This window comes from Rhodococcus sp. MALMAid1271 (genome assembly GCF_049195265.1).
Lineage (GTDB): Bacteria > Actinomycetota > Actinomycetes > Mycobacteriales > Mycobacteriaceae > Rhodococcoides.
In genome coordinates this window covers 98,154-124,200 of sequence record NZ_JBMIRQ010000111.1, presented here as the reverse complement: position 1 = coordinate 124,200, position 26,047 = coordinate 98,154, and the positions used below count along the sequence as shown (strand labels likewise).

Below are 26,047 nucleotides of genomic sequence, written 5' to 3'. Positions count from 1 at the left end.
GCCTCCCCCCGGCTGCGAAAAGGCCCCACGACGGAGGTTAGTATCAGCGGCATCATGCTGCAGTCCGCGCGCACTGCCCCGCCGCATCGGGTCCCTCCGACGGTGGCGCTCGCCGGTGCGACGGTATGGAACCGGCGCGAGGCCTACTGGTTTCTTCTCGCAGTGATCGTCCCTGCCGCATGCTGGTCGAGCCATCCCGCACTGGTGCCGTACATCTTCGCGGTCGTGCTGACGGGCGCAGTGGCGGGGCGTATCGGGGCGATCAGGCGGTGGTGGTCGATGCTGCGGTGGGGAACGATCGCGGACATCGAGACCGTCGACACCGCACTGCGCGGCGACCGCAACCTTCGCGTCGCACACGCCACCGGATGGAACGTCCAACGACGTTGGTACACAGGTACTGTCACCGAATCCGCGGTGCGGTACCGGGCCGGGCAGGCCCGCGGTCACCTGTTCGTTCGCGGTCTGCCGTTCACCACCGGCGTGGTGCTCGCGCACTCGAAACAGCCGACATCGGCCATGGTGATCAGCGACTTTCCCTGCGATCTACGACTGGACGGCAGGGGGCGGTGGGCGGCGTCGTTCCCGACGGGCTTCTGGCGGCAAGGGCTGGCGACCACCGCGCTGTACGGCTATGCGGTCGCAGGCTTGATCGTCTCGCTCGGGTATCGCTGAGCCGGATCCGAACGGCCTTGTCGCAGAGCGCAGATCACGGCAACGACGGCAACTGCTTGTCCACCAGCCATGCGTCCCAGAAGCTTCGGGGGCAACCGAAACGGGAGGCGAGATCGGTGAAATCGGCGGTCGCCACCGTCGAGTAGCGGTACTTGAAGGTCCACTCCTGGATCAGGCCGAAGAAGCGCTCGTCGCCGATGGTGCAGCGCAATGCGTGCAGAGCCAGAGCGCCGCGCTTGTAGACGCGGTCGTCGAAGATTCGCTCGGCACCGGGATCGCTGAGCTGCATGTCCATGGCCAAACCGCGTTGGATGGAGTGCGCCCGCTCGGCCTTGTCGTGCGCGCTCGCGCCGCCGGAGTTCTCGGCCCAGATCCACTCCGAGTAGCAGGCGAAACCCTCGTGCAGCCAGATATCGGCCCACTTGCCGAGAGTGAGCGAATTGCCGAACCACTGATGGGCCAGCTCGTGCGCCACCAAGCGCTCGTAGTGCCGAGAGCCGGAGCAGTGATTGGCTCCGAAGATCGACAATCCCTGCGCCTCGACCGGAATCTCGAGATCGTCATCGGTGACCACCACCGTGTACGACGCGAAAGGGTAAGGGCCGTACAGCCGTACGAACGTATCCATCATCTGCGGCTGGCGGCCGAAATCGTGATCGAACTGCGCGCGCAGCCGCGGCGGAGTGATCGCTTTCATCGGTACCGGCCCCGGGCTGACGATGCGATGCTCGTACGGACCGATCTGAATGGTCGCCAGATACGTCGCCATCGGCTCGGGCTGCTCGTATACCCAGGTGGTGCGGCTCGCGCGGGTCTGACGGCGCACCAACGTACCGTTGGCCACCGCGTAGTACGGCGAATCGGTGGTGATGGTGATGCCGTAGCTGGCCTTGGACACCGGATGGTCGTCGCACGGGAACCACGAGGCGGCACCGTTGGGCTGACTGGCGACAATCGATCCCTCGGTGAGCTCCTCCCAACCGACCTCACCCCAGGAACCGTTGATGGGCTTGGGAGTTCCGCCGTACGTCACCGTCACCACCAACGCCGCACCCGACGCGATCTCCTTGGCCGAGGTGATCTTGAGCTTGCCCCGCTGATGGCTGAACTTCACCGAGCGTGAACCGTTGACCGACACCTTGGTCACGTTCATCGCCGGGCCGAGATCGAACGCGAACTTCGTCACCGTCGCGGTGGTGACGGCGGTGATCTTCGCTTTGCCACTGAGCCGGTTGCTCTCGACCTTGTACTCGAGGTCGAGTTCGTAGCGCGAGACGCGATAGCCGCGGTTGCCGTTCTGCGGAAGGTACGTATCTATCGGATTGTCACTGGAATCGACATCGAAAACCGGTGCTACGAGCCTGTCTGCCACGAACGATCACCCCTCGTCTCGGTCGTCGCGAATCCGCGGAAAAGGGTCACCCTTGGCCCACGGCGCGATCGGGTTGCCCTGCCAACGAGTATGCGTGGGAACGGTGTCGCCACGCATCACCAGAGAAGCGGGCCCCACGGTGGCACCGTCGCCGATACCGGAAGCCGGCAGCGCGACACAGTGCGGACCCAGGGTTGCGCCTGCGCCGAGATCGACAGTGTCCATGGACATTATCCGATCATGGAACAGGTGCGTCTGCACAACGCACCCTCGATTGACCGTCGCACCGTCGGCCAATGTCACCAGATCTGCCTCCGGGAGCCAGTAGGTCTCACACCACACACCCCGGCCGATATCCGCTCCGAGCCACCGCAACCACATGTTCAGCACGGCCGTGCCCTCGGCGGCACGTGCGAACCACGGCGCGGCGACGGTCTCGACGAACGTGTCGGCCACCTCGTTGCGCCAGACGAACGAACTCCACAGCGGATGGTCGGTCTTGCCGATCCGGCCCACCCACAGCCACTTCGCCGCCGCCGAGACAGCAGCAGCGACGAACCCTGCGACGAGCAGGACGACACCACTGAGCAACGCCGCCAACCAATACCCGACGGAGTCCGCCAGAGCGGTCAGAGCGAACAAGACCGCAAGCCCGATACCGAACGTCACGCCCACCGGAATCAACCGGCACGTCTCGACGAGCGATCGAGCCACCTTCAACTTCATCGGGGGATCGAACGTGCGGGAGGAGTCGGCACTGCCTGCGGCTCGACGCAATCGCACCGGTGGGCTGCCGAGCCACGACGAGCCGGACTTGGCCTTGTCCGGAGTTGCGGACAGAACAGCGACCAGGCCGTTCTTCGGCACGGTTCGTCCGGGACCGGTCATACCGGAATTGCCGAGGAATGCCCGCTTGCCAACCTTGGCGTCGCCGAGATGCATCCAGCCGCCGCCGAGCTCGTAGCTGGCGACCATGGTGTCGTCGGCCAGGAACGCGCCGTCGGCGACGGTAGTGAACTTGGGGATCATCAGCACCGTCGACGCTTCGACGTCCTTGCCGATCTTCGCGCCGAGCAGTCGAAGCCAATGCGGTGTCAACAGCGAGGCGTAGAGGGGGAACAGGAACGTACGCGCCGAGTCCATCAGACGTTCGGTGGCCCAGACCTGCCAGCCGATTCGGCTGCGCACCGGGTGGTACCCGGCGACGAGCCCGATGCTGAGCAACCGCACCGCCACCACGGTGATCAGTGCGAACACCGCGAGCGAGACCAACGTGGCAACCGGCAACATCACCAGACCACGTTCGAAGGCGTCGAGTACGGAGTCGGCGGTGTGAATCCACCAGCCCATCAGCACGAGGCTGACCCCGATCGAGAACAGGGCCATCCCCGACAGGCACAGGGATGCGACGCCGTAGGCGAACACCCACCGAGTTGCGCGGGGCGGTGTTTCGGCAGGCCACGGGTGGTCGGCCTTGCCGACCTTCTGCGCCGGAGAACCGGACCACATCTGCCCGGCCTTGACCCGTCCGACGACGGCAGAACCGGCGGTCACAACGGCGTTCTTGCCGACCTTGGTGCCGGGCAGCAGGGTCGAGCGGGCACCGACGGTGGCTCCGGCACCGATTTCGATGCCGCCGATGTACACGAGGTCGCCGTCGATCCAATGCCCGGACAGATCCACCTCGGGCTCGATGGAGCAGCCGTCGCCCAACTCGAGCATGCCGGTGACCGGCGGCAGTGTGTGCAGGTCGACGCCCTTGCCGATCGTGGCACCCAGTGCACGCGCGTAGTAGACCATCCACGGCGCGCCCGAGAGGTTCGATGCGCCGCTGGCATCGGTCAATCGGGTTGCTGCCCATAGCCGTATGTGCATGCTGCCGCCGCGCTTGTACGCACCGGGTTTCAACCCCGCCAACAGGATGCGTGATCCGATCACCGAAATCGCCATCCGGCCCACCGGGGTGATGAACAAGACGAACGCGAGAAGGATCCACCACCACGACAGCGTCGGAGCCCACGACACGTCGTCGAACCACGCCATCACGTTGAACAACAACGCGAGCCAGGTGACCCACTGCAACCCGGTCAGAGTGGTCAACGGAACCGTCGCCAGAATCTGTGCCCACTGCGCCACCCGTGAGGTCGGAACCACATCGCGGGGAACGGCTTGGACGACGGGCTCTAGATCGTCGAGGTACTGCGCCAGCGAACCCAGTCGCGGGTGGTCGTACAGCTGCGCGACGGTCACCTCCGGGAACCGCTCGCGCAATGCCGTCACCAACTGCGCAGCCGAGAGCGAACCGCCGCCGTTGGCGAAGAAATCGGCGTTCTCGTCGGTGATCTGGGCTCCGAGGATGTCGGCCCAGAGTTCGGCCACCCACCCCGCAGTCCCGCCGAGCGCCGACGCCCCGGCCGAACCGGGAAGGGGCCACGGCAGAGCATTACGGTCGACCTTGCCCGAGGTGCGCGTCGGCATCTCCTCGACCAACGCCAACCGTGGCACCAGCGCCGACGGCAGCTGCTCCGCCAGCAACGCACGGGCGGCCTCCAGATCGAAATTCGGGTCGGTACTGGCGAGATAACCGACCAGAACGGAGTTGCCCGCGCCCGTCTTGCGGACCGCCGCGGCGGCGCCGCCGACACCCGGAAGTGCTTGCAGCGCATTGTCGATCTCGCCGAGTTCGATGCGTCGACCACCGAGCTTGACCTGATCGTCGGCGCGGCCCTGGAACAGCAGACCCTCGAGCTCCAGCTTGACCAGGTCGCCGCTCCGGTACGCCCGATCCCACCCGAGGGAGGGCATCGGCGCGTATTTCTCGGCGTCTTTGGCCGGATCGAGATACCGCGCGAGCCCGACACCACCGATGACCAATTCACCGACCTCGCCGACCTGAACCGGAGCGCCCGAAGCATCGACCACCGCCAGGTCCCAGCCGTCGAGCGGCAGACCGATGCGGACCGGGCCGGTGCCGTCCATGATCGCGGCGCACGCGACAACGGTCGCTTCGGTGGGGCCGTAGGTGTTCCAGACCTCCCTGCCTTCGACGGCGAGCCGCTCGGCCAGCTCCGGAGGGCAGGCTTCGCCGCCGAAGATGAGCAGCCGCACCGCTTCCAACGCCACCGCCGGCCACAACGACGCCAACGTCGGCACCGTCGAGACGACGCTGATGTCGCGGGAGACGAGCCACGGGCCCAGATCGAAGCCGGAGCGCACGAGCGACCGAGGCGCGGGCACCAGGCAGGCACCGTGCCGCCACGCCAGCCACATCTCCTCGCACGAGGCATCGAACGCCACCGACAGGCCCGCGAGCACTCGGTCGCCCGGCCCGAGGGGATCTTTCTGCAGAAACATGCGGGCCTCGGCGTCGACGAACGCCGCCGCATTGCGATGACTGACTGCGACACCCTTGGGAGTGCCCGTCGACCCCGAGGTGAAGATGACCCACGCATCGTCCTCGGGGGTGGGGGGACCGGAGTCGTGTTCGGCGCGATCCTGTCTGGGCGCAGTCCCGGCCGCGATTCCGCCAGCGGTGACGATGGCCGTCACCTTGGCCTCCCCGAAGACCAGCTCGGCGCGCTCCTCCGGATCGTCCGCGTCGACCGGAACGTAGGCGGCACCGACCTGCAGGATGGACAGGATGGCGACGTAGAGCGAGAAGGAACCCGAGGGCATGCGGATGCCGACGCGATCGCCGCGCCGAACACCGGCATTGGCGAGCCACTGGGCCCCCTCGTCGATGTCGTCCAGCAGCTCGCTGTAGCTGACAGCGACGGCACCGTCGTCGATGGCGGGGGCGTCGGGAAAGCGCTCTGCGGTAGCGCGAAGGACGTCGATCAGCGTGCGCGGCGGTGCGGCGAGAGACGAGCGAAGGTACTGGGCAGGAGCAGCCTCTACCGTGAGATCGGTGGTTACGGAATGGCCGGCAAGACCGGAGTCCGCGGAATCGCCATGTTGTTCGTGCACAGACAACCAGGTGTCCTTCGTGTTCGTGGGGCAGTGGAGCGCTTGTCGAGCCGCGGCAGGGGAGGCCGCAGCGTCGTTGGTTATCTCACGTTCGGTTTGCCAGAAGGTGAACGGACTCTCTGTCGCACTGCGAGGATCCTACTAGCGATCAACCGCGGGGCCGGGCTTGACAAAACTGCTGGACGTTTGCGAGGGTTTTCCCCACGGTCACGAGTACCAGCATCGAGCCCCGGCTAGCTGGTCGGCAACCCTCCTCCGCGGTGGGGTGCTCCGGGTGACGACCAGGCTGTGGCCGGAGAACCGGCGCGGCAAGCGCGGACTCGTTCACCCATTGCTCCGGTTGCGGGTCCCTCGAACGTGAGGGTGTTGCCATGACGTCTGTACTTTCTCGACCCTGCACTCCTTTTGCCCCTGTTTCGGGCACGGATCTGCAGGTGCCCCTGGTACAGGGCGGTACGTGCACGTACGCCAACTTCGACTACGCCGCCAGTGCACCGGCGCTGGCGGCGGTGACGGACCGAATCGCGGACCTGCTGCCGTTCTACTCGAGCGTGCACCGCGGTGCAGGTTACGCCTCGCGGGTATCGACGGCGGCCTACGAGAAGGCGCGGGTGACGGTCGCCGATTTTGTTGGTGCACAGACAGATTCGGTGGTGGCGTTCACCCGGAACACCACCGACTCGCTCAACCTGCTTGCTGGATGTGTACCCGGCGACACCGTGGTGCTCGATATCGAACATCACGCGAATCTGCTTCCGTGGCGTGATCGTCGCGTGGTGACGGCAGCGTCGACATTGGCCGAGACGATCGACCGGCTCGAGGCCGAACTGGCTGCGAAACCGGCTGCGCTGCTGGCGATCACGGGTGCCTCGAATGTCACCGGCGAAGTTCTGCCCATCGCCGAACTCGCAGCACTGGCGCACCGGCACGGCGCCCGCATCGTGGTGGACGGTGCTCAACTGTTGCCGCACCGACGCATCGACATCGCGGCACTCGGCGTGGACTACCTCGCGTTCTCCGGGCACAAGCTGTACGCCCCGTTCGGCGCGGGAGTGCTGGTGGGACAGCGTGATTGGCTCGACCTCGGCGAGCCGTACCTGGCCGGCGGCGGCGCGGTGCGCCGGGTGAGCGTCGACAACACCGAGTGGGCTCCGGCGCCGCAGCGACACGAGGCGGGAACCCCCAACGTACTGGGTGTCGCCGCACTCGCCGCGGCCTGCGAGACCATCGCCGGATTCGACGACGCCGCAGCGCAAACCCACGAGGAGGAACTGTCGGCCCAGCTGCGCGAAGGGCTGGCAGCTCTGCGCGGCGTCGAGCAGCTGCACGTGTGGGCCGACGCCCCCGAGTGCGTCGGCATCGTCACGTTCACCGTGGCCGGACGCGACCCCGGCGAGGTGGCTGCGTACCTGTCCGCCGAGCACGGCATCGGCGTTCGAGACGGACAATTCTGCGCACATCCGCTGCTCGCGAGGCTGGGGCACCCGGCAGGAGCCGTTCGAGCCAGCATCGGGCTCGGTAGTTCCTCGGCCGATGTGACCCGACTGGTCGACGCCGTGGCCGCTCTCGTGGAGTGCGGACCGAAGTGGAACTACACCGAGGACTCCGGCTGGTGGAATCCGGTGCCCGACCCTCGGCCGTTTCCCGACCTGGTCGACGGGACCGCCGGGGTGGGATCCCCGTGCGCCACTCCCGCAGACGATCAGCGTGACGTGACGGCAGGCTGACGCGTCCCCGCACGCCCTAGCGGGTCATCGGACGTCGATGGCCAAACCGGCGGTGATCCGCAGCAACTCGGTGAACGTCGACCGGAAGATCGTGTTGGGATGCCCAGCGGCGGCCCAAATCTCTGTGTAGTCGGCCAGATCCTGGTCGATGAAAGTCTCGAGATTGGTCGGATGACCGACCGGGGCGATTCCGCCGATCGGCTGCCCGGTGGCGTGCTTCGCCGTCTCGAGATCTGCGCGCCGCAACGTGCCGCCGAGACGCGCACCCGTGTGGTCGAGATGAACGTTGTGCGCACCCGACACCAGCAGGAGCACCGGCTCGTCGCCCAACAGGAACACCATCGACTTGACTATCGCGCCCACATCGACACCCAGCGCCGCAGCGGCATCGGCAGCGGTGTGGGTGCCCTCCGGGCTGTTCACCACCACACCGTGATGGCCGCGCGAAATCAGCGTGTCGGCGACATGGGCTGCATTCGGATGAAGTAGCCGGGACATTCTCCAACCCTATTGCCCCGCGAGCGTTTACGCAGGAGGCTTGCAGATCAGGGTCGTTCCGCAGGCTTCACTCTGTCATCAGGGTCGTTCCGCAGGCTTCACTCCTGCAAATCCCCGAACAGTCTCAATCGCGCCATGCCGCCGTCCGGGTAGATGTCCATCCGGACCTCCGACACCGGGGCCTCGTGGTCGAGGACGAAGCGATGCCGGGTGTCGGGCTGCAGCCTCGTGCGCGGCAACAGCTCGATCCACTCACCGTCTCCCAGACGTCCGCGCAGCGATGCGGAGCCCGGAGCGTTGCCGAGGAAGCAGGTGGTGTCGAGCTCGGCGAGGCGGATCAACCCGGTTCCTGCCAGCTGGACCTGAACCCAGTCGTTCGCATCGTTGCGTCTGCGCGAGGTCTCCCAGCCCTCACCCATCGACCGTGGAGGTCCGGGAAAGAGCAGATTGTTGGGGGAGCTGTAGAACATGTTGGAGCACGCCGAGACGTAAGCGCCGTTTTCGAGCGCAGCCAGGTCCACCGGACCGGCCGCGAGGAACTTCGGGTCGGGTGTGCCCCGGCCGAGTACCCGCAGGCGCGCCACTCCGCCGTCCGGGTAGATCGACAGCTTCACATGCGTCCACCGTGCATCGGAGGCGACCTGGAACCTGTTCTCACTGTCGCCGTCGACCGGGCTGCGGGAAACGATGGTGGTCCATTCGGTCTGTGTGCGCAGCTCGTCGGTGGACGGAAAGCCGTCCACCTCGGCAGCCTCGACGGAGATCTCCGGCGGATAGTTTCCGGTGAACCACGAGGTGTCGACGACGATCGCGGACACGACGCCGGGTGCGCCGAGACGGACGATGGCCTCGTCGTATCCGGCCTCGCGTCGTCGTCGCGTCTCCCAGCCGTCGTAGATCTGGCCCTTGTGCCCGAACGTCGCCGTCGAATAGTCGGCTTTGCCCGGGCTGACCAGATTCTCCTTCTCCGCGAATGTCTCGTCGTTTGCCCACACGACTGCGCCTCCGAGGGTGCGGACGGCGAGATCTGGCAGTGGCAGCGGGAAGGTGGCGGTCATGGAATCACACTTTACTGGCTGCGGGCGCAGCGACCTGGGTGTGCGCGGACCGTCGACGCAGAGCCGCCGCGATCACCAGTAGCGCACCGACCGAGATGTAGAGCGCCAAACCGAGAGCGGGCTGCCCCACCCCTGTGCCCGAGAAGTACACGATGCTGCGCACGCCCTCGGTGCCGATGCCCGGGGTGATCCATCGCCCGATCGACGCGTAGAACGAGGGGAGCACGTCGGTCCCGAAAGCGCCTCCAGCACTGGGGTTTCCCAGAACGACGAACAGAACGATCGCGGCGGGAACAGCAGCGATGCCGATCAGTGCGCGCAGTCCCATGGTGAGAAGTCCGGTCGCGAAGACCACGCCGGTGCCCAACAGTGTGAGTGGAAACCAATGCCCGGCAAAGGTGTTCAGAACTCCGGTGGTGATGAAGGCTCCGAGTACGCCGGAGGCGAGAGAGTACGCCGCGAGAATGCCGACGTGCATGCAGGTTTCGAGGCGTGACCTCGGGGCTTCGATCAGCAGCCCGAATGCGGCCGCCAGGAGGTAGCCACCGACCACCCAGCCCACCGACAGATAGAAGCCGGTCAGTCCTCGATTGTCGTGCGCACCGACCGGAATCTCGTCGCGAACCACGAACTGGCGGCCCTGGGCGGCGTCGACCTCGGTGAAGATCGACTGCAGTGCGCTTGCCACAGAGCTGCCCGCGGCACTGGCGGTGATGAGGGTGTCCGTTCCGTTCGCGCCGACGACGTATGCACCGAGAATGTCCCGATTGCGCAGCAGGGAGCGCACCTCGGCCGTGTCGACGGCAGTACGCGCATCGAGTGGGGTGCCCGCGAGGGCGTCGAGCCGATCTGCGGTCTGCTGGTCGAGGCCGTCGGGAAGACCGGCTTCGGTGACCACCGCTATCGGGATGGCATGAGGTGTCGGCTGATGAAACGCCGAAACGTAGCTGAGGATGAAGCCGAGCTGCAGTACCAGAACCGCGACGGCGAGCAGTGACATCTTGCGCATGGACGACTCCTTGTCGATACCCGAGGTATTGAATACTCTAGGTATCGTGAATGCCGTCGAGCAAGAAAAGTGGGAGCCGACACAGCCGCAACGCCGTCCCCAGCGCACGGATGTCCGAGTCCGGCTCCTCGCAGCCGCCGCGGAAGAATTCACCGAACATGGTTATGTCGCAGCCAAACTGACCGACATAGCCGATCGTGCCGGCTTCACCAAGGGAGCCGTCTACTCCAATTTCGAATCCAAACAAGCACTGTTCGCCGAGCTGTTGGCCATGCGCTCACTCGACCTCGCCGCCCGCGTGCTGGCGCACATCTCGGATCTGGACCCCACCGCGGCAGCCGGAGCAGGCGGCGGTGAAATCGCTGCCTGGGTGGTCGCCGAACCGCGCTGGCCGCTGCTGACCGTCGAATTCGGAATCCTGGCCGGACGTGATCCCGCCGTCGCCGATCGCTACCGCGCCGACCGTCGCGCCTTGCGAGGTGAACTCGAACGTCTCATCGCCGAGCGGGCAGAGGACTGGGGCGTCGGCGAGAAGTTCGATGCCCGACGCCTCGCGACGTCCCTGGTGGCATTGATCTCCGGATTGGCCGTCGAACATTCGGTGGATCCGGAGGGAATCGACGAGGCAACCATCGCCGATGCGATATCCGAATTGTTCGCCGGAGCGATAGCCAGGGCACATCTCGATTGAGCTACATCGCACCGGGTAAACGCTAGAGATGAACGCTCAGAATCCGGATCCGAACGACACCGCGGGCCTCGAACAGGGAGGCGGGGTCACTCCAGGAGACACCCCGCCGGCCGAAACTGCGGCGGGTGGCCCGAATCACGAACCGCCGCAGCGAAGCCGCCTCATGCCGGTCATCGTGATCTGCGTCGTAGCATTGTTGGCGATCCTGATTGCCGGTGGGCTGATCGGTCGTGTGGTCGGTTTGTTCGGCTGACTCGGACAGCGCAGCCCGAGCGAGTTGGATGGCGTCTCAGTACCGAGGCCATCCGCCCTCGGGTCCCAGCAACCGTTCCAAACGAATGTTGTTGATCTTCGCCAGCTCGCCGAGCATGACGCTGCGCTCGGTGGGGTCGTCGTTGTCGAGACGGTGGCCGAGATCGACCAGGATCTCGCGCGGCTCCAAGGACTCGGGGGCGAACAACAGGCTCGCCACGTAGGCGTAGCCGAACCGCTGCTCGTACGCACGTGCTGCTGTTCCCAACGCCTCGCGCGTGTCGAAGTCCATCACCGTGCACACTTTGCTCGGCTCCGGCAGCGTCGACGCCAGCGAATCCACGTCGTTCTCGGACAGCTCGTTCAGTTCTGCAGCTGCCACGGAGAACAGTTCGGCGCGAGAGCGATACCGTCTCTTCTCGGCCACGCGTGACGCCCAGGTCACCGAGCAACAGCACTCGTACAGTGCGTGCACCGCTTTGCGACGCGGCAGGTCGTTGAAGGTGTCGAGGCCGAGTCCCTGATGCATCAGCATGCTTCGATGATGGGCCGGATCTGCATCGCATACCAGAGCTGAGCAGGGTCTTAGTCCAGATGTTACGCGCCGTAACATGCCGTGCGGGAATCCGCAGCGACCCCGCTAGGCTTGCCAAGTATGACGGAACGTACTTGGAAAGCCTTCTCGGTCGAGATCGCAGACCACATTGCGCAAGTGACCCTTCTCGGACCGGGCAAAGGCAACGCCATGGGCCCCGACTTCTGGAGTGAGAGCACGGAGCTGTTCGCGCAGTTGGACGTCGATCCCGAGGTTCGGGCGGTCGTGCTCGCCGGCTCCGGCAAGAACTTCACGTACGGACTCGACCTCGCTGCGATGGCAGGAACATTCGGTCCGCTCATGGCGGACCAGGCGTTGGCCGGCCCGCGGACCACGTTTCACGACACCATCAAGACGATGCAGAAAGCCGTCAACGCGGTCGCGGATTGCCGCAAGCCCGTTGTCGCGGCCGTTCAGGGTTGGTGCATCGGTGGTGGTGTCGACCTCATCACCGCAGCCGACGTGCGGTACGCCAGTGCAGACGCGAAGTTCAGTGTGCGTGAGGTGCGGGTCGCGATCGTCGCCGACATGGGATCGATGGCCAGACTCCCCGCGATCATCGGTGACGGCCACATGCGTGAACTCGCGCTGACCGGTAAGGACATCGACGCAGCTCGCGCCGAGAAGATCGGTCTGGTCAACGACGTGTTCGAAGACCATGAGGCCACACTCGCCGCCGCCCGCGAGTGCGCGGCAGCCATTGCCGCGAATCCCCCGTTGGTGGTGCAGGGCATCAAGACCGTTCTGGACCACTCCCGATCTGCAGGCGTCGACGACTCCCTGCGCTTCGTCGCGGCCTGGAACGCAGCCTTCCTCGCCTCTCACGATCTCACCGAGGCGGTCACCTCGGTATTCGAGAAGCGGCCTGCTCAGTTCACCGGTAGCTGACATGGTCGAGTTCGCCGAGGAGCTGGGCACACAACTGGTTCGACTGCAACGCATCCGGGAGCGCAACATTGCGCAGATCTCGTCCTCGGGCGGCGTCGACGGTGCCGCGTACGTATGCTTGTTCCGGCTGTTGCGTGACGGTCCGATGCGGTCGAGTGAACTTGCGGCAATGGTGAACTCGGATCCATCGACAGTCAGTCGCCAGGTCGCTCAGCTCGTGGAACGAGGGCACGTCGAGCGTCTGCCCGACGAGCGGGACGGGCGAGCCTTCGTTCTCGCGGTGACGCAGTCCGGTCGGGAAGTGGCCGCGGCGATTCAGCAGCGTCGGACCGACACTCTGGGCAGGGTGATCGGAGGATGGGAGCTCGACGACCGGGCATCATTGGTTGCGCTGTTGGATCGATTCTTGACCGATTACGAAACCATCGGGCCGGGACCCGCCGGACCGCAGCCCCGGTAACGTCTGAGCACCCGGTGGTCGATCGTCGGGGTGATCGGCAGCCATGCGAGGGCGCTCGTCGATTCAGCACGGATGGAGGGGGTGCAGTGCCAACCGGTCGCGGTGCGTCGCCACTGTCGTTCGACGCTGGATCACATACGAGTTCGGTCTGGCTCGAACGCCGGGTGGCGCGGGGCATTGCGCTGCTGGTGCCCTCGTTCGGTCTGATCGGGGTGATCGTGATGCTGTCCTCCGACGGTCCGGTCGGAGTGACAGCAACGGCCGTCTGCGTGGTGGTGTTGCTCTCGACCATCCCCGTAGGAGCGTGGTGGTGGTTGCGTTCCGTGGACGTCTCCCACATGCCCGGATGGTTCGTGGTGTACGCCGACATGGGCGTCTCGGCGATGCTGCTGTCTTTCGGAGACCGGCACCTGGCCCTCAACGGGGCGGCCCTGTTCGCGGTGATCGGCACCTATATCGCGTACTTCTCGCGACGGAACTTGCTCAAGTTTCACACTGCGTTCGTCAACGCCGTCATCGTGGTCCTCGCACTGCTGGCCCTGGTCGAGAAGCCGGACGATCCCGCCTCGATCCTCGCGCGGGTACTGGTGACGGTTCTGGTGGTCAACTCCGTGCTGGCGTTCCGTGCAGTCATTCGGCGTCAACTCGATCTCGCCAACACCGATTCGTTGACGGGCCTGCTCAACCGGCGCGGCCTGGAATTGCGGTTCCAGCGCATGATGGCCACTCCCGACGCGGAGGGCTCGGTGGCGTTGATGGTGGTCGACCTCGACCGATTCAAGCTGGTCAACGACACATACGGACATGCGGTCGGCGATCACGTGCTGCGGCGTACGGCCCGCAGACTCACTGCTGCCGCGGGTGGGCGGCCGTGCGTAGCCCGCACCGGAGGCGAGGAGTTCACCATCGCGCTGTCGGTCGCCGACACCACGGTGCGTCGTTGCGCCGACGAGATCCGCGAGGCAATCCACGATCCGCTCGACGAGGTGCCGGTCACCGGCAGTGTCGGAGTGGCGCTGATCGCGGGCAACCGTTGGTCCACTGCTGCAGAGTTCGGGAGCACCTCGGATCTGCTGCACAACGTTCTGCTCGACGCGGACACCGCGATGTACGAGTCGAAGCATGCGGGTGGAAACAAAACGACGGTGTACGCCGGCGAGTGACTCGCCGACGCACACCGTCCAGGTACCTCGTCCGGGGAGGAACGATCAGCGCAGCGCGCTCTTGGGGTCGTTCCACAACTGATCGGTGAAGTCCTCGAGCGCGACGAGCACGATGGTGTCCTCGGTACGACGCAGGATCGACTTGCTGGCGCGCACCTGAACGATGTCACCGGTCTTGTCGGTCATCCGCCACAGAGAATCGGCGCGGGTGGCCACCGTCGTGAGAAACATGTCGGCGACGTTGACGCCCTCCGGAGCCCGATCGGGAAAGATGTCGTGCAGGTGGAAATCTTCACGTTCGGTGCGGTCGAGACCGAACAGATCGTCGAAGGCCTCGTTCGCGAACACGATTGCGCCGGTGGGGTCGACAGCGAGGATCGGCACGGGAATACGGTCGAGGACGACCGTCACCGGCAGATCGGGAAACTGCGTCGGGTCCGAGATCGGCCTCGATTCGAGATTCCGCCGATCACCGGCGGTGCCGTTGGAACTGCTGTCGGTCATAGGTCTCCCCAAACTGTATGTCGCCGGCTCACGGCCGAGACGAGGTGCGGTACCGAAACGATCAGTGACCCGGATTGTCCGTCAAACGCTTGATCGACGCAGCGATTTCGGCCTCGGCCTCGGCACGTCCCACCCAGTCTGCCCCGGTGACGTGCTTGTTGGGTTCGAGATCCTTGTAATGGACGAAGAAATGCTTGATCGCATCGAGCTCGAAGGTCGACACGTCGCTCAGATCCTGAATGTGATCCCAGCGGGTGTCGCCTGCAGGAACGCACAGCACCTTGTCGTCGCCACCGGCCTCGTCGACCATCTTGAACATGGCAACCGGGCGCGCCTCGACGATGACGCCGGGAAAGACGGACTCGGGCAACAGCACCAGTGCGTCCAGCGGATCGCCGTCCTCGCCGAGCGTGTTCTCGATGTAGCCGTAATCGGCTGGGTACGCCATCGCGGTGTAAAGGTAGCGGTCGAGGCGAACACGTCCGGTGACGTGGTCGACCTCGTACTTGTTGCGCTGCCCCTTGGGGATCTCGATGGTGACGTCGAACGGCACGTGCAGTCCTCACTGTCTTCGTCGAGCCCGTGGGCTCGAGTAGTTGCGGTATGTGTGTCGATGGTGGCGGCGCAAAGGCTACCGGACCCGAGGATACTGTTGACAGAACGATCTCGGGTAAGACAAGGGCAGTTACGGAGGAACGGTGGCGGGGCTGACACGGCGGTTCCTCGGTCCCACAGCGGGACGACGGCGCAGGAAGAAGCGGCTGGTACTGACGCTGTGTGCCGTGTTCGTGGCGATCCTCGCCGCAACGACAGCAGCGCTGGTACTTCCGTCGGTGTCCGACGGTGCCGAGATCACGATCGCACCGCCACCGGAGACGGTGTTGCCGAACCCGGAGATCACCCCGTTCCCCAGCTCCGCGCCTGCACCCACCTCCGCGGGTCTGGCGAACGCACTGGCCCGGGTGATCGACAACCCCGATCTCGGCACGTTCACCGGAACCGTCGCCGATGCGCAGTCCGGGCAGGTCCTGTGGTCGCAGAACCCCGATACACCGATGACCCCCGCATCGACCACCAAGGTGCTCACCGCGGCGGCAGCGATGCTGGCGCTTCCGCCGGACCACCGGGTCACCACCCGCGTGGTTCAGGGCACCGGCGAGGGAAACATCGTGCTGATCGCAGGCGGTGATCCCACGCTTACCGCGCAGCCGGTGGGGACCGACGGGTTCTACCCGGGTGCCGCGCGGATCGACGACCTGGTGGAGCAGATCCGTCGCAGCGGAACCACCGTGCGCAGCATCACCGTCGACACCTCGATCTACTCCGGCGACACCATGGCCGAAGGCTGGTTCCCCGCCGACATCGGAGCCGGCTCGATCACCCCGATCGAACCGATCATGCTCGACGGCGGAAGATCACAACCACTGGTCGACGAGTCGCCGCGCAGCACCACCCCGGCCCTGGATGCGGGCCGTGCCCTGGCCGCGGGACTGGGCGTCGACCCGGCAGCAGTGACGACCGGCACGGCCGCCGAGGGCGCCGATCAAATCGCCTCCGTGCAGTCCGCCCCGCTCCGAAACCGATTGCAGCAGATGATCTATCGTTCCGACAACGTCCTCGCCGAGGCGGTCGGGCGTGAGCTCGCGATCGAGATGAACACGAGCGCAAGCTTCTCCGGCGCGGTCGCATCCATCGGACAGACCCTGTACTCCGCCGGATTCGACATGGCCGGCCTGACCCTGCACGATGCCAGCGGATTGTCGGTGGACGGGAAGATTCCGGCGCGGCTGCTCGACCAGGTGCTCACCTCCGCCGCCGGGAGCGAGCAGCCGTCGCTACGTCCCATGCTCGACTACCTGCCCGTTGCCGGAGCCACCGGAACGCTGTCGGATCGATACGCCTCGGGGGACCGCACCGGTGCAGGATGGGTGCGGGCCAAGACTGGAACCCTCTCCACTGCAAGTGCTCTCGCAGGTTACGTCGTAGATGTCGACGGTCGAATCCTGACGTTCGCGCTGATGTCGAACGATCGGCCGCCCGAGGCCAGTCGTCCCGCCCTCGATGCCGTGGCATCGACCTTGAGATCGTGTGGTTGCCAGTGAACAGCGGAACGCAAGCGAACAGCGAAAAAGCCCCACACACCGGGGAAAGCGAAGGCGCATCCGGATTCGCGGGCGCAGTCGACTGGTCCGTCGCCGCCAAGACCGGAATCAAGCTGGCCCGCAAGGGCCCGGCCACCTCCCGCTACACCGCGCAGGCGGCCGTGGAAGAGCTTGCCGCCGCATCGATTCGAGCCGAGGGGCCGGTCCGCGATACGACCGGACTGGCCGACGGACTGCCCGTGCCCGACGCCCAGGTGGTCGACCGTGCAGGCTGGATCACCGCGGCCGCGTCGTCGATGCAGCATCTGACAGGCGACGACGAGTCGCCATCCGGGTTACTCGCCGGAAAGCCCGCCGGGCTGCAGGCCGGAGCGATGTTGGCGTTCTTGTCCGGTGCCATCCTGGGGCAGTACGACCCGTTCACCGGGGAACACGGAACATTGCTCCTGGTCGCGCCGAACGTGATTGCCGTCGAGCGGGCACTTCGGGTGTCGCCGAGCGATTTTCGGCTGTGGGTGTGCCTGCACGAGGTGACGCACCGAGTGCAGTTCTCCTCCGCTCCGTGGCTGGGTGGCTACATGCGGGAGAACGTCGGGGTGCTCTCCGACGGTGCCGACGAGCCCCTCACCGACCTCGCCGATCGGCTGACCGGTGCACTGAAGGCCCGCCGACATCCGGGCGGGGTGTCGAAGTCCGAGGATGCAGGCATCGTCGGCCTGCTGCGCGCCACCCAACCGCAGCCGCAGCGCGACGCCATAGACCGACTCCTGGTGTTGGGCACCCTGCTCGAAGGGCACGCCGACCACGTGATGGATGCCGTCGGACCCGCCGTCGTGCCGACCGTCGCCCACATTCGCAGTGCGTTCGACCAGCGTCGTCGACGCAAGGTCGGTCCGCTGCAACGCGTCGTCCGCGCACTGCTCGGCATGGACGCGAAGATGGCGCAGTACGTGCGCGGCAAGGCATTCGTCGACCACGTCGTCGGCGCGGTGGGGATGGAACGCTTCAACACCGTGTGGACCGATCCCGACACCCTGCCGTTGCTGTCGGAGATAGAGGCCCCGGACGCGTGGATCGCCCGGGTCCTGGGATAGCAGTGCACCGGCCCGCGCCGTCTGCCCTGTTACCGGAAGGGCGCGCCCTACTCGAGATTCGGCATGCGGTGCGGGCCTGGTCGGCGGCCCATCCCGGGCCCGTCGCCGTCGCGTTGTCCGGTGGTGCCGATTCGCTGGCCCTGACGGCGGCGACCGTGGCCGAGGCACCGAACGTGCGTGCATTGATCGTCGATCACGGCCTTCAGCCCGGCTCGGCGGAGGTCGCCTCCGCCGCAGCGGCCCACGCCGTGAAGTTCGGAGCGGTGCAGGCACGGGTTCTGCAGGTGCAGGTGTCCGGTTCCGGTGGAATGGAAGCCGCCGCACGACGAGCACGGTACGAGGCGCTGAACGCCGCACGTGGTGACGCCTCGGTCCTGGTGGCGCACACCCTCGACGACCAGGCCGAGACGGTCCTACTGGGCTTGGGGCGCGGATCGGGGCCGCGGTCGATCGCCGGGATGGCGGCATTCGACGCCCCGTGGGGTCGGCCACTGCTGGGCGTCGAGCGCTCGGTAACTCGGGCTGCCTGCGTCGAACTGGGGGTTCGACCGTTCGAGGATCCGCACAACACCGACACCGACTTCACGCGGGTGCGGTTGCGTCACGAGGTGCTGCCTCTGCTCGAGGACGTACTGGGAGGCGGCGTCGCCGCCGCGCTCGCGCGCACCGCCGAGCAGTTGCGCGAGGACGGCCTGGTGCTCGATGCGATTGCCGAGTCCGTCGTCGATGCGGATGCGGCCGAGATCGAGATCGCGGCGATCGAGCCGGTCGAGCCGGCCGTTCGTCGCCGAGTACTGCGGCGCTGGCTGCTCGGCCGGGGTGTGAGATCGCTGACCGACCGGCAGCTCCGCGCGGTCGATGCCCTCGTCGAACGGTGGACCGGGCAGGGCGGAGTTGCGCTGCCTGGGGGAACGCCCGAGGCGAGGTTGGTGTGCACGCGTCGGCATGGCAGGCTGAGCGTCGGCCTGGAGAACGAATGAAGGGAAACCCCGTGTACGAGGGCGACATCGAATCGGTTCTCATTTCCGAGGAACAAATCAAAACGCGCACCCAGGAACTGGCAGACGAGATCGCCCTGCGATACCCCGAGGGTTCACCCGAAGGCGACCTGCTGCTGGTCGGTGTGCTCAAGGGCGCGATCATGTTCATGACCGACTTCGCCAGGGCCCTGCCCATCCCGGCGCAGCTCGAGTTCATGGCGGTCAGCTCGTACGGCTCGTCCACGTCGTCCTCCGGGGTCGTTCGCATCCTCAAGGATCTCGATCGGGACATCACTGGACGCCACGTGCTGATCGTCGAGGACATCATCGATTCCGGTCTGACGTTGAGCTGGCTCAAGCGCAACCTCGCAACCCGATCGCCCGCGTCGTTGGCGGTGGTGACGTTGCTGCGCAAGCCCGAAGCCATCAAGGTCGACGTCGAGGTAGCGAACGTGGGCTTCGACATCCCCAACGATTTCGTCGTGGGATACGGCCTGGACTACAACGAGCGCTACCGGGATCTGCCGTACATCGGCCTGCTGGACCCCAAGGTCTACAGCTGAGTTCGGTTGGGCTTCGTCGGGGTACCCGGTTCGCGTGAATGGACCACTGACGCGCCCAGACGTGTGCAATGGTCCACTGACGCGCTCGGACGTGTGTGCAGTGGACCACTGACGCGGTGCGTGAATGGACCACTGACGCGCTCAGACGTGTGCAATGGTCCATCGGATGCGGATAGGGTGCCCCAGAAGGTGGGGAACTGCAGGGGGAGTGCGGTCGTTGGAGGGGAAGAAGCGTCGACGCCGACAGGTGCGTGGACGCAGAGTGCCAGGTATGAGCGAGTCCGATGTCCGGGTCTCGCGGTAGCCTGGAGCATCCGGCGGGCAGGGAGCAGCCAGCGCGCGGGAGCGGACTGAAAGGACACGGCCGAGTCGGCTGAAGCTGTATGAATCGGAAGACAGTAATACGAAATCTTGCCATCGTTTTCGGCATTCTGTTGGTGATCTATGCCTTCAGTTACTTCGGTAACGACACGCGGGACTGGAAGACGGTCGACACCTCGGTGGCGATCGCCCAGCTCGACGACCGCAACGTCGAGTCCGCGCAGATCGACGATCGCGAGCAGCAGATCCGGCTGACCCTCAAAGAGGCGTCCGACGCCACCGACAATCAGACCAAGATCATCGCGAAGTACCCGGCCTCGGCGTCCGAGCAGATATTCGACAAGGTCGACTCCCAGGGGTTGACCAGCTACAACACCACCGTCTCCCAGGAAAGCTGGTTCAGCTCGTTCCTGCTGCTGATCCTTCCGATGGTGTTGATCCTCGGCGTGATCATCTTCGTGATGAGCCGTATGCAGGGCGGCGGCCGCGGTGGCGTCATGGGCTTCGGCAAGTCCAAGGCCAAGCAGTTGACGAAGGACATGCCCAAGACCACCTTCGCCGACGTCGCAGGCGCGGACGAGGCCGTCGAGGAGCTCTACGAAATCAAGGACTTCCTGCAGAACCCGTCGCGGTACCAGGCGCTGGGAGCGAAAATTCCGCGCGGCGTGCTGCTGTACGGGCCTCCGGGAACCGGCAAGACGCTACTGGCGCGCGCCGTCGCAGGCGAGGCCGGGGTTCCGTTCTTCACCATCTCGGGCTCGGACTTCGTCGAGATGTTCGTCGGTGTGGGTGCATCACGCGTACGCGATCTCTTCGAGCAGGCCAAACAGAACAGCCCCTGCATCATCTTCGTCGACGAGATCGATGCCGTCGGACGGCAGCGCGGCGCAGGTATGGGCGGCGGTCACGACGAGCGCGAGCAGACACTGAATCAGTTGCTCGTCGAAATGGACGGCTTCGGTGAGCGCACCGGCGTCATCCTCATCGCCGCCACCAACCGCCCCGACATTCTCGACCCGGCCCTGCTCCGTCCCGGCCGTTTCGACCGTCAGATCCCGGTCGGCGCTCCCGACCTGGCCGGCCGTCGGGCGATCCTGAAGGTGCACGCGGCGGGCAAGCCCGTCGCTCAGGACGCAGACCTCGAAGGTCTCGCCAAGCGAACCGTCGGAATGTCCGGAGCCGACCTGGCCAACGTCATCAACGAAGCAGCCTTGCTCACCGCGCGCGAGAACGGCACGGTCATCACCGAGGCCTCGCTCGAGGAATCCGTGGACCGCGTCGTCGGTGGCCCGCGCCGCAAGAGCCGCATCATCAGCGAGCACGAGCGCAAGATCACTGCGTACCACGAGGGCGGGCACACTCTCGCCGCGTGGGCGATGCCGGACATCGAGCCCGTCTACAAGGTCACCATCCTCGCTCGCGGCCGCACGGGTGGCCACGCGATGACCGTGCCCGAGGACGACAAGGGCCTGATGACCCGGTCGGAGATGATCGCTCGACTGGTCATGGCCATGGGTGGGCGCGCGGCAGAGGAGCTCGTCTTCCACGAGCCGACTACCGGAGCGTCCTCGGACATCGACCAGGCGACCAAGATCGCCCGCGCGATGGTCACCGAATACGGCATGAGCAGCAAGCTCGGAGCCGTCCGGTACGGGCAGGAACAGGGCGACCCGTTCCTCGGCCGTTCGATGGGCCAGCAATCCGACTTCTCGCACGAGGTCGCCCGTGAGATCGACGAGGAGGTGCGCAAGCTGATCGAGGCTGCGCACACCGAGGCGTGGGCAATCCTCAACGAGTACCGCGACCTACTCGACACCCTTGCATCCGAGCTGCTCGAACGAGAGACACTCACGCGCAAGGATCTCGAGAAGATCTTCCACAGCGTGACCAAGCGGCCGCGCATCACCCTGTTCAACGACTTCGGTGACCGCAAGCCCTCGGACAAGCCTCCGGTCAAGACTCCTCGTGAACTCGCCGCCGAGCGCGGCGAGCCGTGGCCCCCGGTGCCTCCGGCCCCGAAGCAGCTTCCGCCGCAACAGATTCCGCAGCCGAGCTACTCCGGATCGCCGCAGCTGAGCAAGGGTGGCTACCCGAACGGAAGCAACGGATACAACGGCGCACCGCCCCCGGGTAACCAGACCAACGGTGCCCCGACGAACGGTGCCCCCACGAACGGTGGCCCGACGAACGGTGCACCCCCCAATGGAGGTCCGCCGAACGGTGCTGCCGGTGGCGCACCCAATACCGGTGCCGGTCGCCGCGGTGGCCCCGTCGGTGGTTACGGCGAGCCGTTCAACGGCGGTGCTCCCAACGGCGGTGCTCCCAACGGCGGTGCACCCAACGGCGGCGCTCCGAACGGCGGTGGATATTCCGAGGGATACCGCCGACCAGATCCTCGATCGGGGCCCAGCACCGGTTCGCGGCCGGACTACGGCGCCCCGGCCGGATGGTCTGCTCCGGGCTGGCCGCCGCGCGATCAGCCATCGGTGCCTCGCTACCAGGGGCCGAGCACGCCGCCCCAGGGGCCGCCGAGGCGTGATCCGTCCGAATCGGACGAGAATCGATACGAGCCGCCACAGGGACATCCGACACAGGGACAGCCGCAACACGGGCAGGATCCGACGTATCGGCCACCGCAGGCGTACCAGCCGCCCGGCAACCCGCAGCCGTCGTACCAGCCCCCGCAGTATCAGCCGGATCCGTTCCGACCGGATACCCGCGATCAGGGACGGACATCTCGGCACGCGCCGCCGTACGCCGAGCACGGGGACGACGGAGCAGCACGTGAACCGTCGACTCCGACGTGGGAGGTTCCGAACCCCTCGCAGAACTACCCCCTGCCCGGCGACGAGCGGTCCGATGACACCCCGTCCGAGGATTCCCGGGGCGGAGAGGGATCCGAGGAACACGGCAACGAAGGTCCCCAGACGCAACGTTGGGAAGGGCCGGGCGGTTCTTACCGCTGACCTGATCATTAGGCTTACTGGGTCGACTCGTCACGGTCGGCCCAGTACGCCGTTCGAACCGTGCGCTGAGTCGAGGTTTCGGTCCAATCGGGACCGAAGCAGCAGGCCCAGCTGTCACATTCGCGGAGCCCAACCGGAGGGACGTTCACGTGTCAGTCAATCGGACCGTCGAGTCGACAACGGACTCGGCACAAGTCCCGGTAGTCGAACAACAGACGGTGGCCTTTGCCACCGGATCCGCTTTCGATCAACCTCGCGCCGAGGCAGCGGTGCGGGAGTTACTGATCGCAGTCGGGGAGGATCCCGATCGTCCTGGCCTGCTGGACACCCCGGCTCGGGTCGCGCGCTCCTACCGCGAGATATTCGCCGGTCTCTACACCGACCCGGACACGGCGCTGAACACGACGTTCGACGAGGGACATCAAGAACTCGTTCTCGTTCGCGACATTCCGATGTTCTCCACCTGTGAACACCACCTGGTGTCGTTTCACGGCGTCGCTCACGTCGGATACATCCCAGGCAAGAGCGGTAAGGTCACCGGATTGTCGAAGCTGGCGCGCGTAGTGGACATGTACGCCAAGCGTCCACAGGTGCAGGAGCGGTTGACCAGCCAGATCGCCGACGCGTTGATGCGCAAACTGGACCCGCGCGGGGCGATCGTGGTGATCGAGGCCGAGCACCTGTGCATGGCGATGCGCGGCATCCGCAAGCCCGGTGCCAGCACCACCACCTCGGCCGTGCGCGGTCTGTTGCAGTCCAGCGCGGCGTCGCGCTCGGAAGCACTGGACCTGATTCTGCGGAAATGACCGAGCCGGCCGATTCTCGATGATTTCTGCGCGGAGTATTCCCCCGGCACCCGTCGTCATGGGCGTTCTGAACGTCACCGCCGATTCGTTCTCCGATGGTGGTAGGTACCTCGACGTCGATTCCGCCGTCGAGCACGGATTGGCGATGCATCGTCGCGGTGTCGGCGTCGTCGATGTCGGTGGTGAATCCACCCGCCCCGGTGCCGACCGGATCGACCCGGCCGTCGAGGCCGAGCGGGTGGTGCCCGTGATCACGGCACTGGCCGCCGAAGGCGTCGTCACGAGCGTCGACACGATGCGCGCCTCGGTGGCCGCGGCCGCAATCGAGGCCGGGGTGTCGATAGTGAACGACGTCTCGGGTGGCCGCGCCGATTCGGCCATGGCAGGGGTGGTCGCCGACGGCGGGTTGCCGTGGATTCTGATGCACTGGCGCGCCGCCGGACCCGAGTACCGACATGCCGGATCCGCCGATCGATACGACGACGTGGTCGAAGACGTACGGCGCGAACTTCTCGAACAGGTGGACCATGCGGTCGAGGCGGGTGTCGACGCATCGCGGATCGTGCTCGACCCCGGTCTCGGGTTTGCCAAGAACGCCCACCACAACTGGCAACTGCTCCGCGGCTTGCCGAACCTGGTGGCGGCAGGTTTCCCGGTTCTCGTCGGTGCCTCTCGTAAACGCTTTCTCGGATCGTTGCTCGCCGAGGCCGACGGTACGCCGCGCCCACCGGACGGACGCGAGATCGCCACGGCCGTGGTGTCGGCGCTGGCGTTGGCCGGCGGAGCGTGGGGTGTGCGAGTGCACGAGGTCCAGGCTTCACTCGACGCGGTCGCCGTCGTCGGGGCATGGCAGGGTGATCGGGCATGAGTGAGATCAGCGTCCGTAGCGGCACCGGTACGCGTCGCGGCGACCGCATAGAACTGCGTGGCCTGACCGTGCGCGGCAATCACGGAGTGTTCGACTTCGAGAAGCGAGACGGCCAGGACTTCGTTGTCGACATCACCGTCTGGATGGATCTGCGCCCCGCGGCCGAGTCCGATGATCTGACCGCAACGCTGCACTACGGGGAACTCGCCGAGCATGCCGCCGCCGTTGTCTCCGGCCCGTCCAGAGACCTGATCGAGACGGTCTCCGCCGAGATCGCCGAGGTCGTGTTGGCGTACGACTCCCGCGTCGAGGGGGTGGAGGTGGTGCTGCACAAGCCGTCGGCTCCCATCCCGCTGTCGTTCGCAGACGTGGCAGTGGTGGCCTACCGGGAACGGCCGTGACCCGGGCCGTGCTGTCGATCGGCAGCAACATCGGTGACTCTCTGGGGCACTTGCGTTCTGTGACTAATGAACTGGGCTCCAGGGCGACGGCCTGTTCGCCCGTCTACCGATCCGCTCCCTGGGGCGGGGTGGAGCAGCAGGACTTCCTCAATGCGGTCCTCGTGGTGCAAGACGACGCCTGCGACGCCTGGGATTGGTTGCGGCTGGGGCAACGGTTGGAGGAGGCAGCGGACCGCGTCCGCGTGCAGCGCTGGGGTCCGCGAAGCCTCGACGTGGATGTGGTGGTGTGCGACGACGTGATCAGCGCGGACCCGCAGCTGATCCTTCCGCATCCCCGCGCGCACGAGCGGGCGTTCGTGCTGATGCCGTGGTTGGACATCGAACCGGATGCGAGCTTGCGCGTCGGCGACCGCGATGTGCCCGTGATCGAGTTGCTGGGGCGACTGAGTGCGCAGGAGCGGGCCGGAGTCGTGAAGCAGGAGTGGAGCCTGTCGGAACGACTGGATGGGCGACACGGAGGCGCAGGTGAACGGTCGTGGTGACCAATCCCACCAAGGTCTGGGACGTAATGGGCCTTTTCCTTGTTGCTTCGGTCGGAACCTGGCTACTGGTTCGGGTTTTCTACGGTTCGTTTCCGCCGATTCCGGTGTATGCCGGGGCGTCGTTGTATCTGGTTGCGGTGGTGGAAGTGGTGACCGCGGTGATCGTGCGCAATCGCATCGCCGAGCGTCGGGTGGGTACCGGTCTGCATGATCTGCATCCGGTGACGGTGTACAGGGCATTGGTGCTGGCGAAGGCATCGTTGCTGGTGGGGACCGGTGTCGTCGGAGTGTGCAGCGGGTTCTTGGCGTATGTGCTTCCGCGCGCGGCGACGGTGCGTGCAGCGTCCTCCGATCGGCCCGGAGCGATCGTGGCACTGGTCGCCGGGCTGGCTGTCGTCGCCGCTGCGGTGTGGCTGGAGCAGTGCTGCCGGACTCCCAAGGACCGGGACGACGAACATTCTCGGTAACGCATTGATTGTTTGATTGTTACCTCGGTTGTGTAAGCGATCGGTCCGGGGTGACTATTTGCGAACGAATTGCCAGTTA

Annotated in this window: 25 protein-coding genes and 1 riboswitch; of the genes, 17 read left to right on the top strand and 8 right to left on the bottom strand. The window is 66.0% G+C overall.

All coding sequences use genetic code 11. From position 1 onward, the window contains the following. On the top strand, positions 1–675 hold a 675-nt coding region (locus ACOQFP_RS21745), incomplete at its 5' end, for a hypothetical protein (RefSeq protein WP_421585494.1). A gap of 34 nt (positions 676–709) precedes the next feature. Here ACOQFP_RS21745 and ACOQFP_RS21740 read toward each other — a convergent pair. Both ACOQFP_RS21740 and ACOQFP_RS21735 read right to left on the bottom strand, forming a co-directional pair. Beyond that, positions 710–2,047, bottom strand: coding sequence for a M1 family metallopeptidase (locus ACOQFP_RS21740; RefSeq protein WP_206490760.1), 1,338 nt, complete (start codon positions 2,045–2,047; stop codon positions 710–712). A gap of 6 nt (positions 2,048–2,053) precedes the next feature. Further along, entirely contained in the window at positions 2,054–6,019 is a 3,966-nt protein-coding gene (locus tag ACOQFP_RS21735; RefSeq protein WP_341244272.1) for a Pls/PosA family non-ribosomal peptide synthetase, read from the bottom strand. Between the two features lie 199 nt (positions 6,020–6,218). Beyond that, a riboswitch (SAM riboswitch) is annotated at positions 6,219–6,334 on the top strand. A 50-nt stretch (positions 6,335–6,384) separates the two neighbouring features. Here ACOQFP_RS21735 and ACOQFP_RS21730 point away from each other — a divergent pair. Further along, positions 6,385–7,740: an aminotransferase class V-fold PLP-dependent enzyme gene (locus ACOQFP_RS21730; protein ID WP_421585493.1), complete on the top strand. Its 1,356-nt coding sequence runs from the start codon at positions 6,385–6,387 to the stop codon at positions 7,738–7,740. Between the two features lie 24 nt (positions 7,741–7,764). Here the strand turns inward: ACOQFP_RS21730 and ACOQFP_RS21725 are convergent, their stop codons facing one another. The 3 genes from ACOQFP_RS21725 to ACOQFP_RS21715 all read right to left on the bottom strand — a co-directional run bounded on the left by ACOQFP_RS21725 (position 7,765) and on the right by ACOQFP_RS21715 (position 10,305). After that, positions 7,765–8,238, bottom strand: a complete 474-nt coding sequence (locus ACOQFP_RS21725; protein ID WP_206490757.1) for a YbaK/EbsC family protein — start codon at positions 8,236–8,238, stop codon at positions 7,765–7,767. Positions 8,239–8,336: 98 nt separating this feature from the next. After that, entirely contained in the window at positions 8,337–9,296 is a 960-nt protein-coding gene (gene alc, locus ACOQFP_RS21720) for an allantoicase (RefSeq protein ID WP_206490756.1), read from the bottom strand. 4 nt (positions 9,297–9,300) lie between these two features. After that, complete coding sequence (locus tag ACOQFP_RS21715; RefSeq protein ID WP_421585492.1) at positions 9,301–10,305, bottom strand: hypothetical protein; 1,005 nt, start codon at positions 10,303–10,305, stop codon at positions 9,301–9,303. A gap of 46 nt (positions 10,306–10,351) precedes the next feature. Here ACOQFP_RS21715 and ACOQFP_RS21710 point away from each other — a divergent pair, with 46 nt between their 5' ends. Continuing rightward, positions 10,352–10,996 (top strand): TetR/AcrR family transcriptional regulator, encoded by a 645-nt coding sequence (locus ACOQFP_RS21710; protein ID WP_206490754.1) that lies wholly within the window; start codon positions 10,352–10,354, stop codon positions 10,994–10,996. A 28-nt stretch (positions 10,997–11,024) separates the two neighbouring features. Then, entirely contained in the window at positions 11,025–11,249 is a 225-nt protein-coding gene (locus ACOQFP_RS21705; protein ID WP_206490753.1) for a DUF6480 family protein, read from the top strand. Positions 11,250–11,285: 36 nt separating this feature from the next. On the opposite strand, the gene ACOQFP_RS21700 is transcribed toward ACOQFP_RS21705, so the two are convergent. Continuing rightward, on the bottom strand, positions 11,286–11,783 hold the full coding sequence (locus ACOQFP_RS21700) for a 2-oxo-4-hydroxy-4-carboxy-5-ureidoimidazoline decarboxylase (protein WP_421585491.1): 498 nt from the start codon (positions 11,781–11,783) through the stop codon (positions 11,286–11,288). A 120-nt stretch (positions 11,784–11,903) separates the two neighbouring features. Between ACOQFP_RS21700 and ACOQFP_RS21695 the strand changes: the two genes are divergently transcribed. The 3 genes from ACOQFP_RS21695 (at position 11,904) to ACOQFP_RS21685 (ending at position 14,354) form a co-directional block, all read left to right on the top strand. Next, positions 11,904–12,731, top strand: a complete 828-nt coding sequence (locus ACOQFP_RS21695; protein WP_421585490.1) for a crotonase/enoyl-CoA hydratase family protein — start codon at positions 11,904–11,906, stop codon at positions 12,729–12,731. 1 nt (position 12,732) lies between these two features. Next, positions 12,733–13,191, top strand: coding sequence for a MarR family transcriptional regulator (locus tag ACOQFP_RS21690; protein WP_341244604.1), 459 nt, complete (start codon positions 12,733–12,735; stop codon positions 13,189–13,191). Between the two features lie 86 nt (positions 13,192–13,277). Further along, positions 13,278–14,354, top strand: a complete 1,077-nt coding sequence (locus ACOQFP_RS21685) for a GGDEF domain-containing protein (RefSeq protein ID WP_206490749.1) — start codon at positions 13,278–13,280, stop codon at positions 14,352–14,354. Between the two features lie 45 nt (positions 14,355–14,399). Here the strand turns inward: ACOQFP_RS21685 and ACOQFP_RS21680 are convergent, their stop codons facing one another. Both ACOQFP_RS21680 and ACOQFP_RS21675 read right to left on the bottom strand, forming a co-directional pair. Next, positions 14,400–14,858: a PAS domain-containing protein gene (locus tag ACOQFP_RS21680; RefSeq protein ID WP_206490748.1), complete on the bottom strand. Its 459-nt coding sequence runs from the start codon at positions 14,856–14,858 to the stop codon at positions 14,400–14,402. Between the two features lie 61 nt (positions 14,859–14,919). Next, a complete protein-coding gene (locus ACOQFP_RS21675) occupies positions 14,920–15,411 on the bottom strand; it encodes an inorganic diphosphatase (protein WP_206490747.1) in 492 nt (163 codons plus the stop codon). Between the two features lie 145 nt (positions 15,412–15,556). Here ACOQFP_RS21675 and dacB point away from each other — a divergent pair, with 145 nt between their 5' ends. The 10 genes from dacB to ACOQFP_RS21625 all read left to right on the top strand — a co-directional run bounded on the left by dacB (position 15,557) and on the right by ACOQFP_RS21625 (position 25,968). Beyond that, positions 15,557–16,960, top strand: a complete 1,404-nt coding sequence (dacB, locus tag ACOQFP_RS21670) for a D-alanyl-D-alanine carboxypeptidase/D-alanyl-D-alanine endopeptidase (RefSeq protein ID WP_206490746.1) — start codon at positions 15,557–15,559, stop codon at positions 16,958–16,960. Further along, a complete protein-coding gene (locus tag ACOQFP_RS21665; protein ID WP_421585489.1) occupies positions 16,957–18,054 on the top strand; it encodes a zinc-dependent metalloprotease in 1,098 nt (365 codons plus the stop codon). Before dacB ends, ACOQFP_RS21665 begins: the two co-directional genes overlap by 4 nt. Next, complete coding sequence (gene tilS / locus ACOQFP_RS21660; protein WP_421585488.1) at positions 18,030–19,034, top strand: tRNA lysidine(34) synthetase TilS; 1,005 nt, start codon at positions 18,030–18,032, stop codon at positions 19,032–19,034. The genes ACOQFP_RS21665 and tilS overlap by 25 nt, the downstream gene beginning before the upstream one ends. A gap of 11 nt (positions 19,035–19,045) precedes the next feature. Next, positions 19,046–19,597, top strand: a complete 552-nt coding sequence (hpt, locus tag ACOQFP_RS21655) for a hypoxanthine phosphoribosyltransferase (protein ID WP_206491377.1) — start codon at positions 19,046–19,048, stop codon at positions 19,595–19,597. Positions 19,598–19,980: 383 nt separating this feature from the next. Beyond that, positions 19,981–22,884 (top strand): ATP-dependent zinc metalloprotease FtsH, encoded by a 2,904-nt coding sequence (gene ftsH, locus ACOQFP_RS21650; RefSeq protein ID WP_421585487.1) that lies wholly within the window; start codon positions 19,981–19,983, stop codon positions 22,882–22,884. A 218-nt stretch (positions 22,885–23,102) separates the two neighbouring features. Next, positions 23,103–23,690 (top strand): GTP cyclohydrolase I FolE, encoded by a 588-nt coding sequence (gene folE / locus ACOQFP_RS21645; protein ID WP_206491375.1) that lies wholly within the window; start codon positions 23,103–23,105, stop codon positions 23,688–23,690. Between the two features lie 19 nt (positions 23,691–23,709). After that, a complete protein-coding gene (gene folP / locus ACOQFP_RS21640) occupies positions 23,710–24,558 on the top strand; it encodes a dihydropteroate synthase (RefSeq protein ID WP_421585486.1) in 849 nt (282 codons plus the stop codon). Then, positions 24,555–24,959: a dihydroneopterin aldolase gene (folB, locus tag ACOQFP_RS21635; RefSeq protein WP_421585485.1), complete on the top strand. Its 405-nt coding sequence runs from the start codon at positions 24,555–24,557 to the stop codon at positions 24,957–24,959. The genes folP and folB overlap by 4 nt, the downstream gene beginning before the upstream one ends. Continuing rightward, positions 24,956–25,501, top strand: a complete 546-nt coding sequence (folK, locus tag ACOQFP_RS21630; protein ID WP_206490742.1) for a 2-amino-4-hydroxy-6-hydroxymethyldihydropteridine diphosphokinase — start codon at positions 24,956–24,958, stop codon at positions 25,499–25,501. Before folB ends, folK begins: the two co-directional genes overlap by 4 nt. Further along, on the top strand, positions 25,495–25,968 hold the full coding sequence (locus ACOQFP_RS21625) for a DUF3180 domain-containing protein (protein WP_307830843.1): 474 nt from the start codon (positions 25,495–25,497) through the stop codon (positions 25,966–25,968). Before folK ends, ACOQFP_RS21625 begins: the two co-directional genes overlap by 7 nt. The last annotated feature ends 79 nt before the right edge of the window (positions 25,969–26,047 follow it).

Bases quoted from the DNA above. Each gene is read 5' to 3' on its own strand.
- ACOQFP_RS21730 (WP_421585493.1), top strand. From the start codon at position 6,385: ATGACGTCTGTACTTTCTCGACCCTGCACTCCTTTTGCCCCTGTTTCG.
- ACOQFP_RS21725 (WP_206490757.1), bottom strand. From the start codon at position 8,238: ATGTCCCGGCTACTTCATCCGAATGCAGCCCATGTCGCCGACACGCTG.
- alc (WP_206490756.1), bottom strand. From the start codon at position 9,296: ATGACCGCCACCTTCCCGCTGCCACTGCCAGATCTCGCCGTCCGCACC.
- ACOQFP_RS21715 (WP_421585492.1), bottom strand. From the start codon at position 10,305: ATGCGCAAGATGTCACTGCTCGCCGTCGCGGTTCTGGTACTGCAGCTC.
- ACOQFP_RS21705 (WP_206490753.1), top strand. From the start codon at position 11,025: ATGAACGCTCAGAATCCGGATCCGAACGACACCGCGGGCCTCGAACAG.
- ACOQFP_RS21700 (WP_421585491.1), bottom strand. From the start codon at position 11,783: ATGCTGATGCATCAGGGACTCGGCCTCGACACCTTCAACGACCTGCCG.
- ACOQFP_RS21695 (WP_421585490.1), top strand. From the start codon at position 11,904: ATGACGGAACGTACTTGGAAAGCCTTCTCGGTCGAGATCGCAGACCAC.
- ACOQFP_RS21690 (WP_341244604.1), top strand. From the start codon at position 12,733: ATGGTCGAGTTCGCCGAGGAGCTGGGCACACAACTGGTTCGACTGCAA.
- ACOQFP_RS21680 (WP_206490748.1), bottom strand. From the start codon at position 14,858: ATGACCGACAGCAGTTCCAACGGCACCGCCGGTGATCGGCGGAATCTC.
- ftsH (WP_421585487.1), top strand. From the start codon at position 19,981: ATGAATCGGAAGACAGTAATACGAAATCTTGCCATCGTTTTCGGCATT.
- folP (WP_421585486.1), top strand. From the start codon at position 23,710: ATGATTTCTGCGCGGAGTATTCCCCCGGCACCCGTCGTCATGGGCGTT.
- folB (WP_421585485.1), top strand. From the start codon at position 24,555: ATGAGTGAGATCAGCGTCCGTAGCGGCACCGGTACGCGTCGCGGCGAC.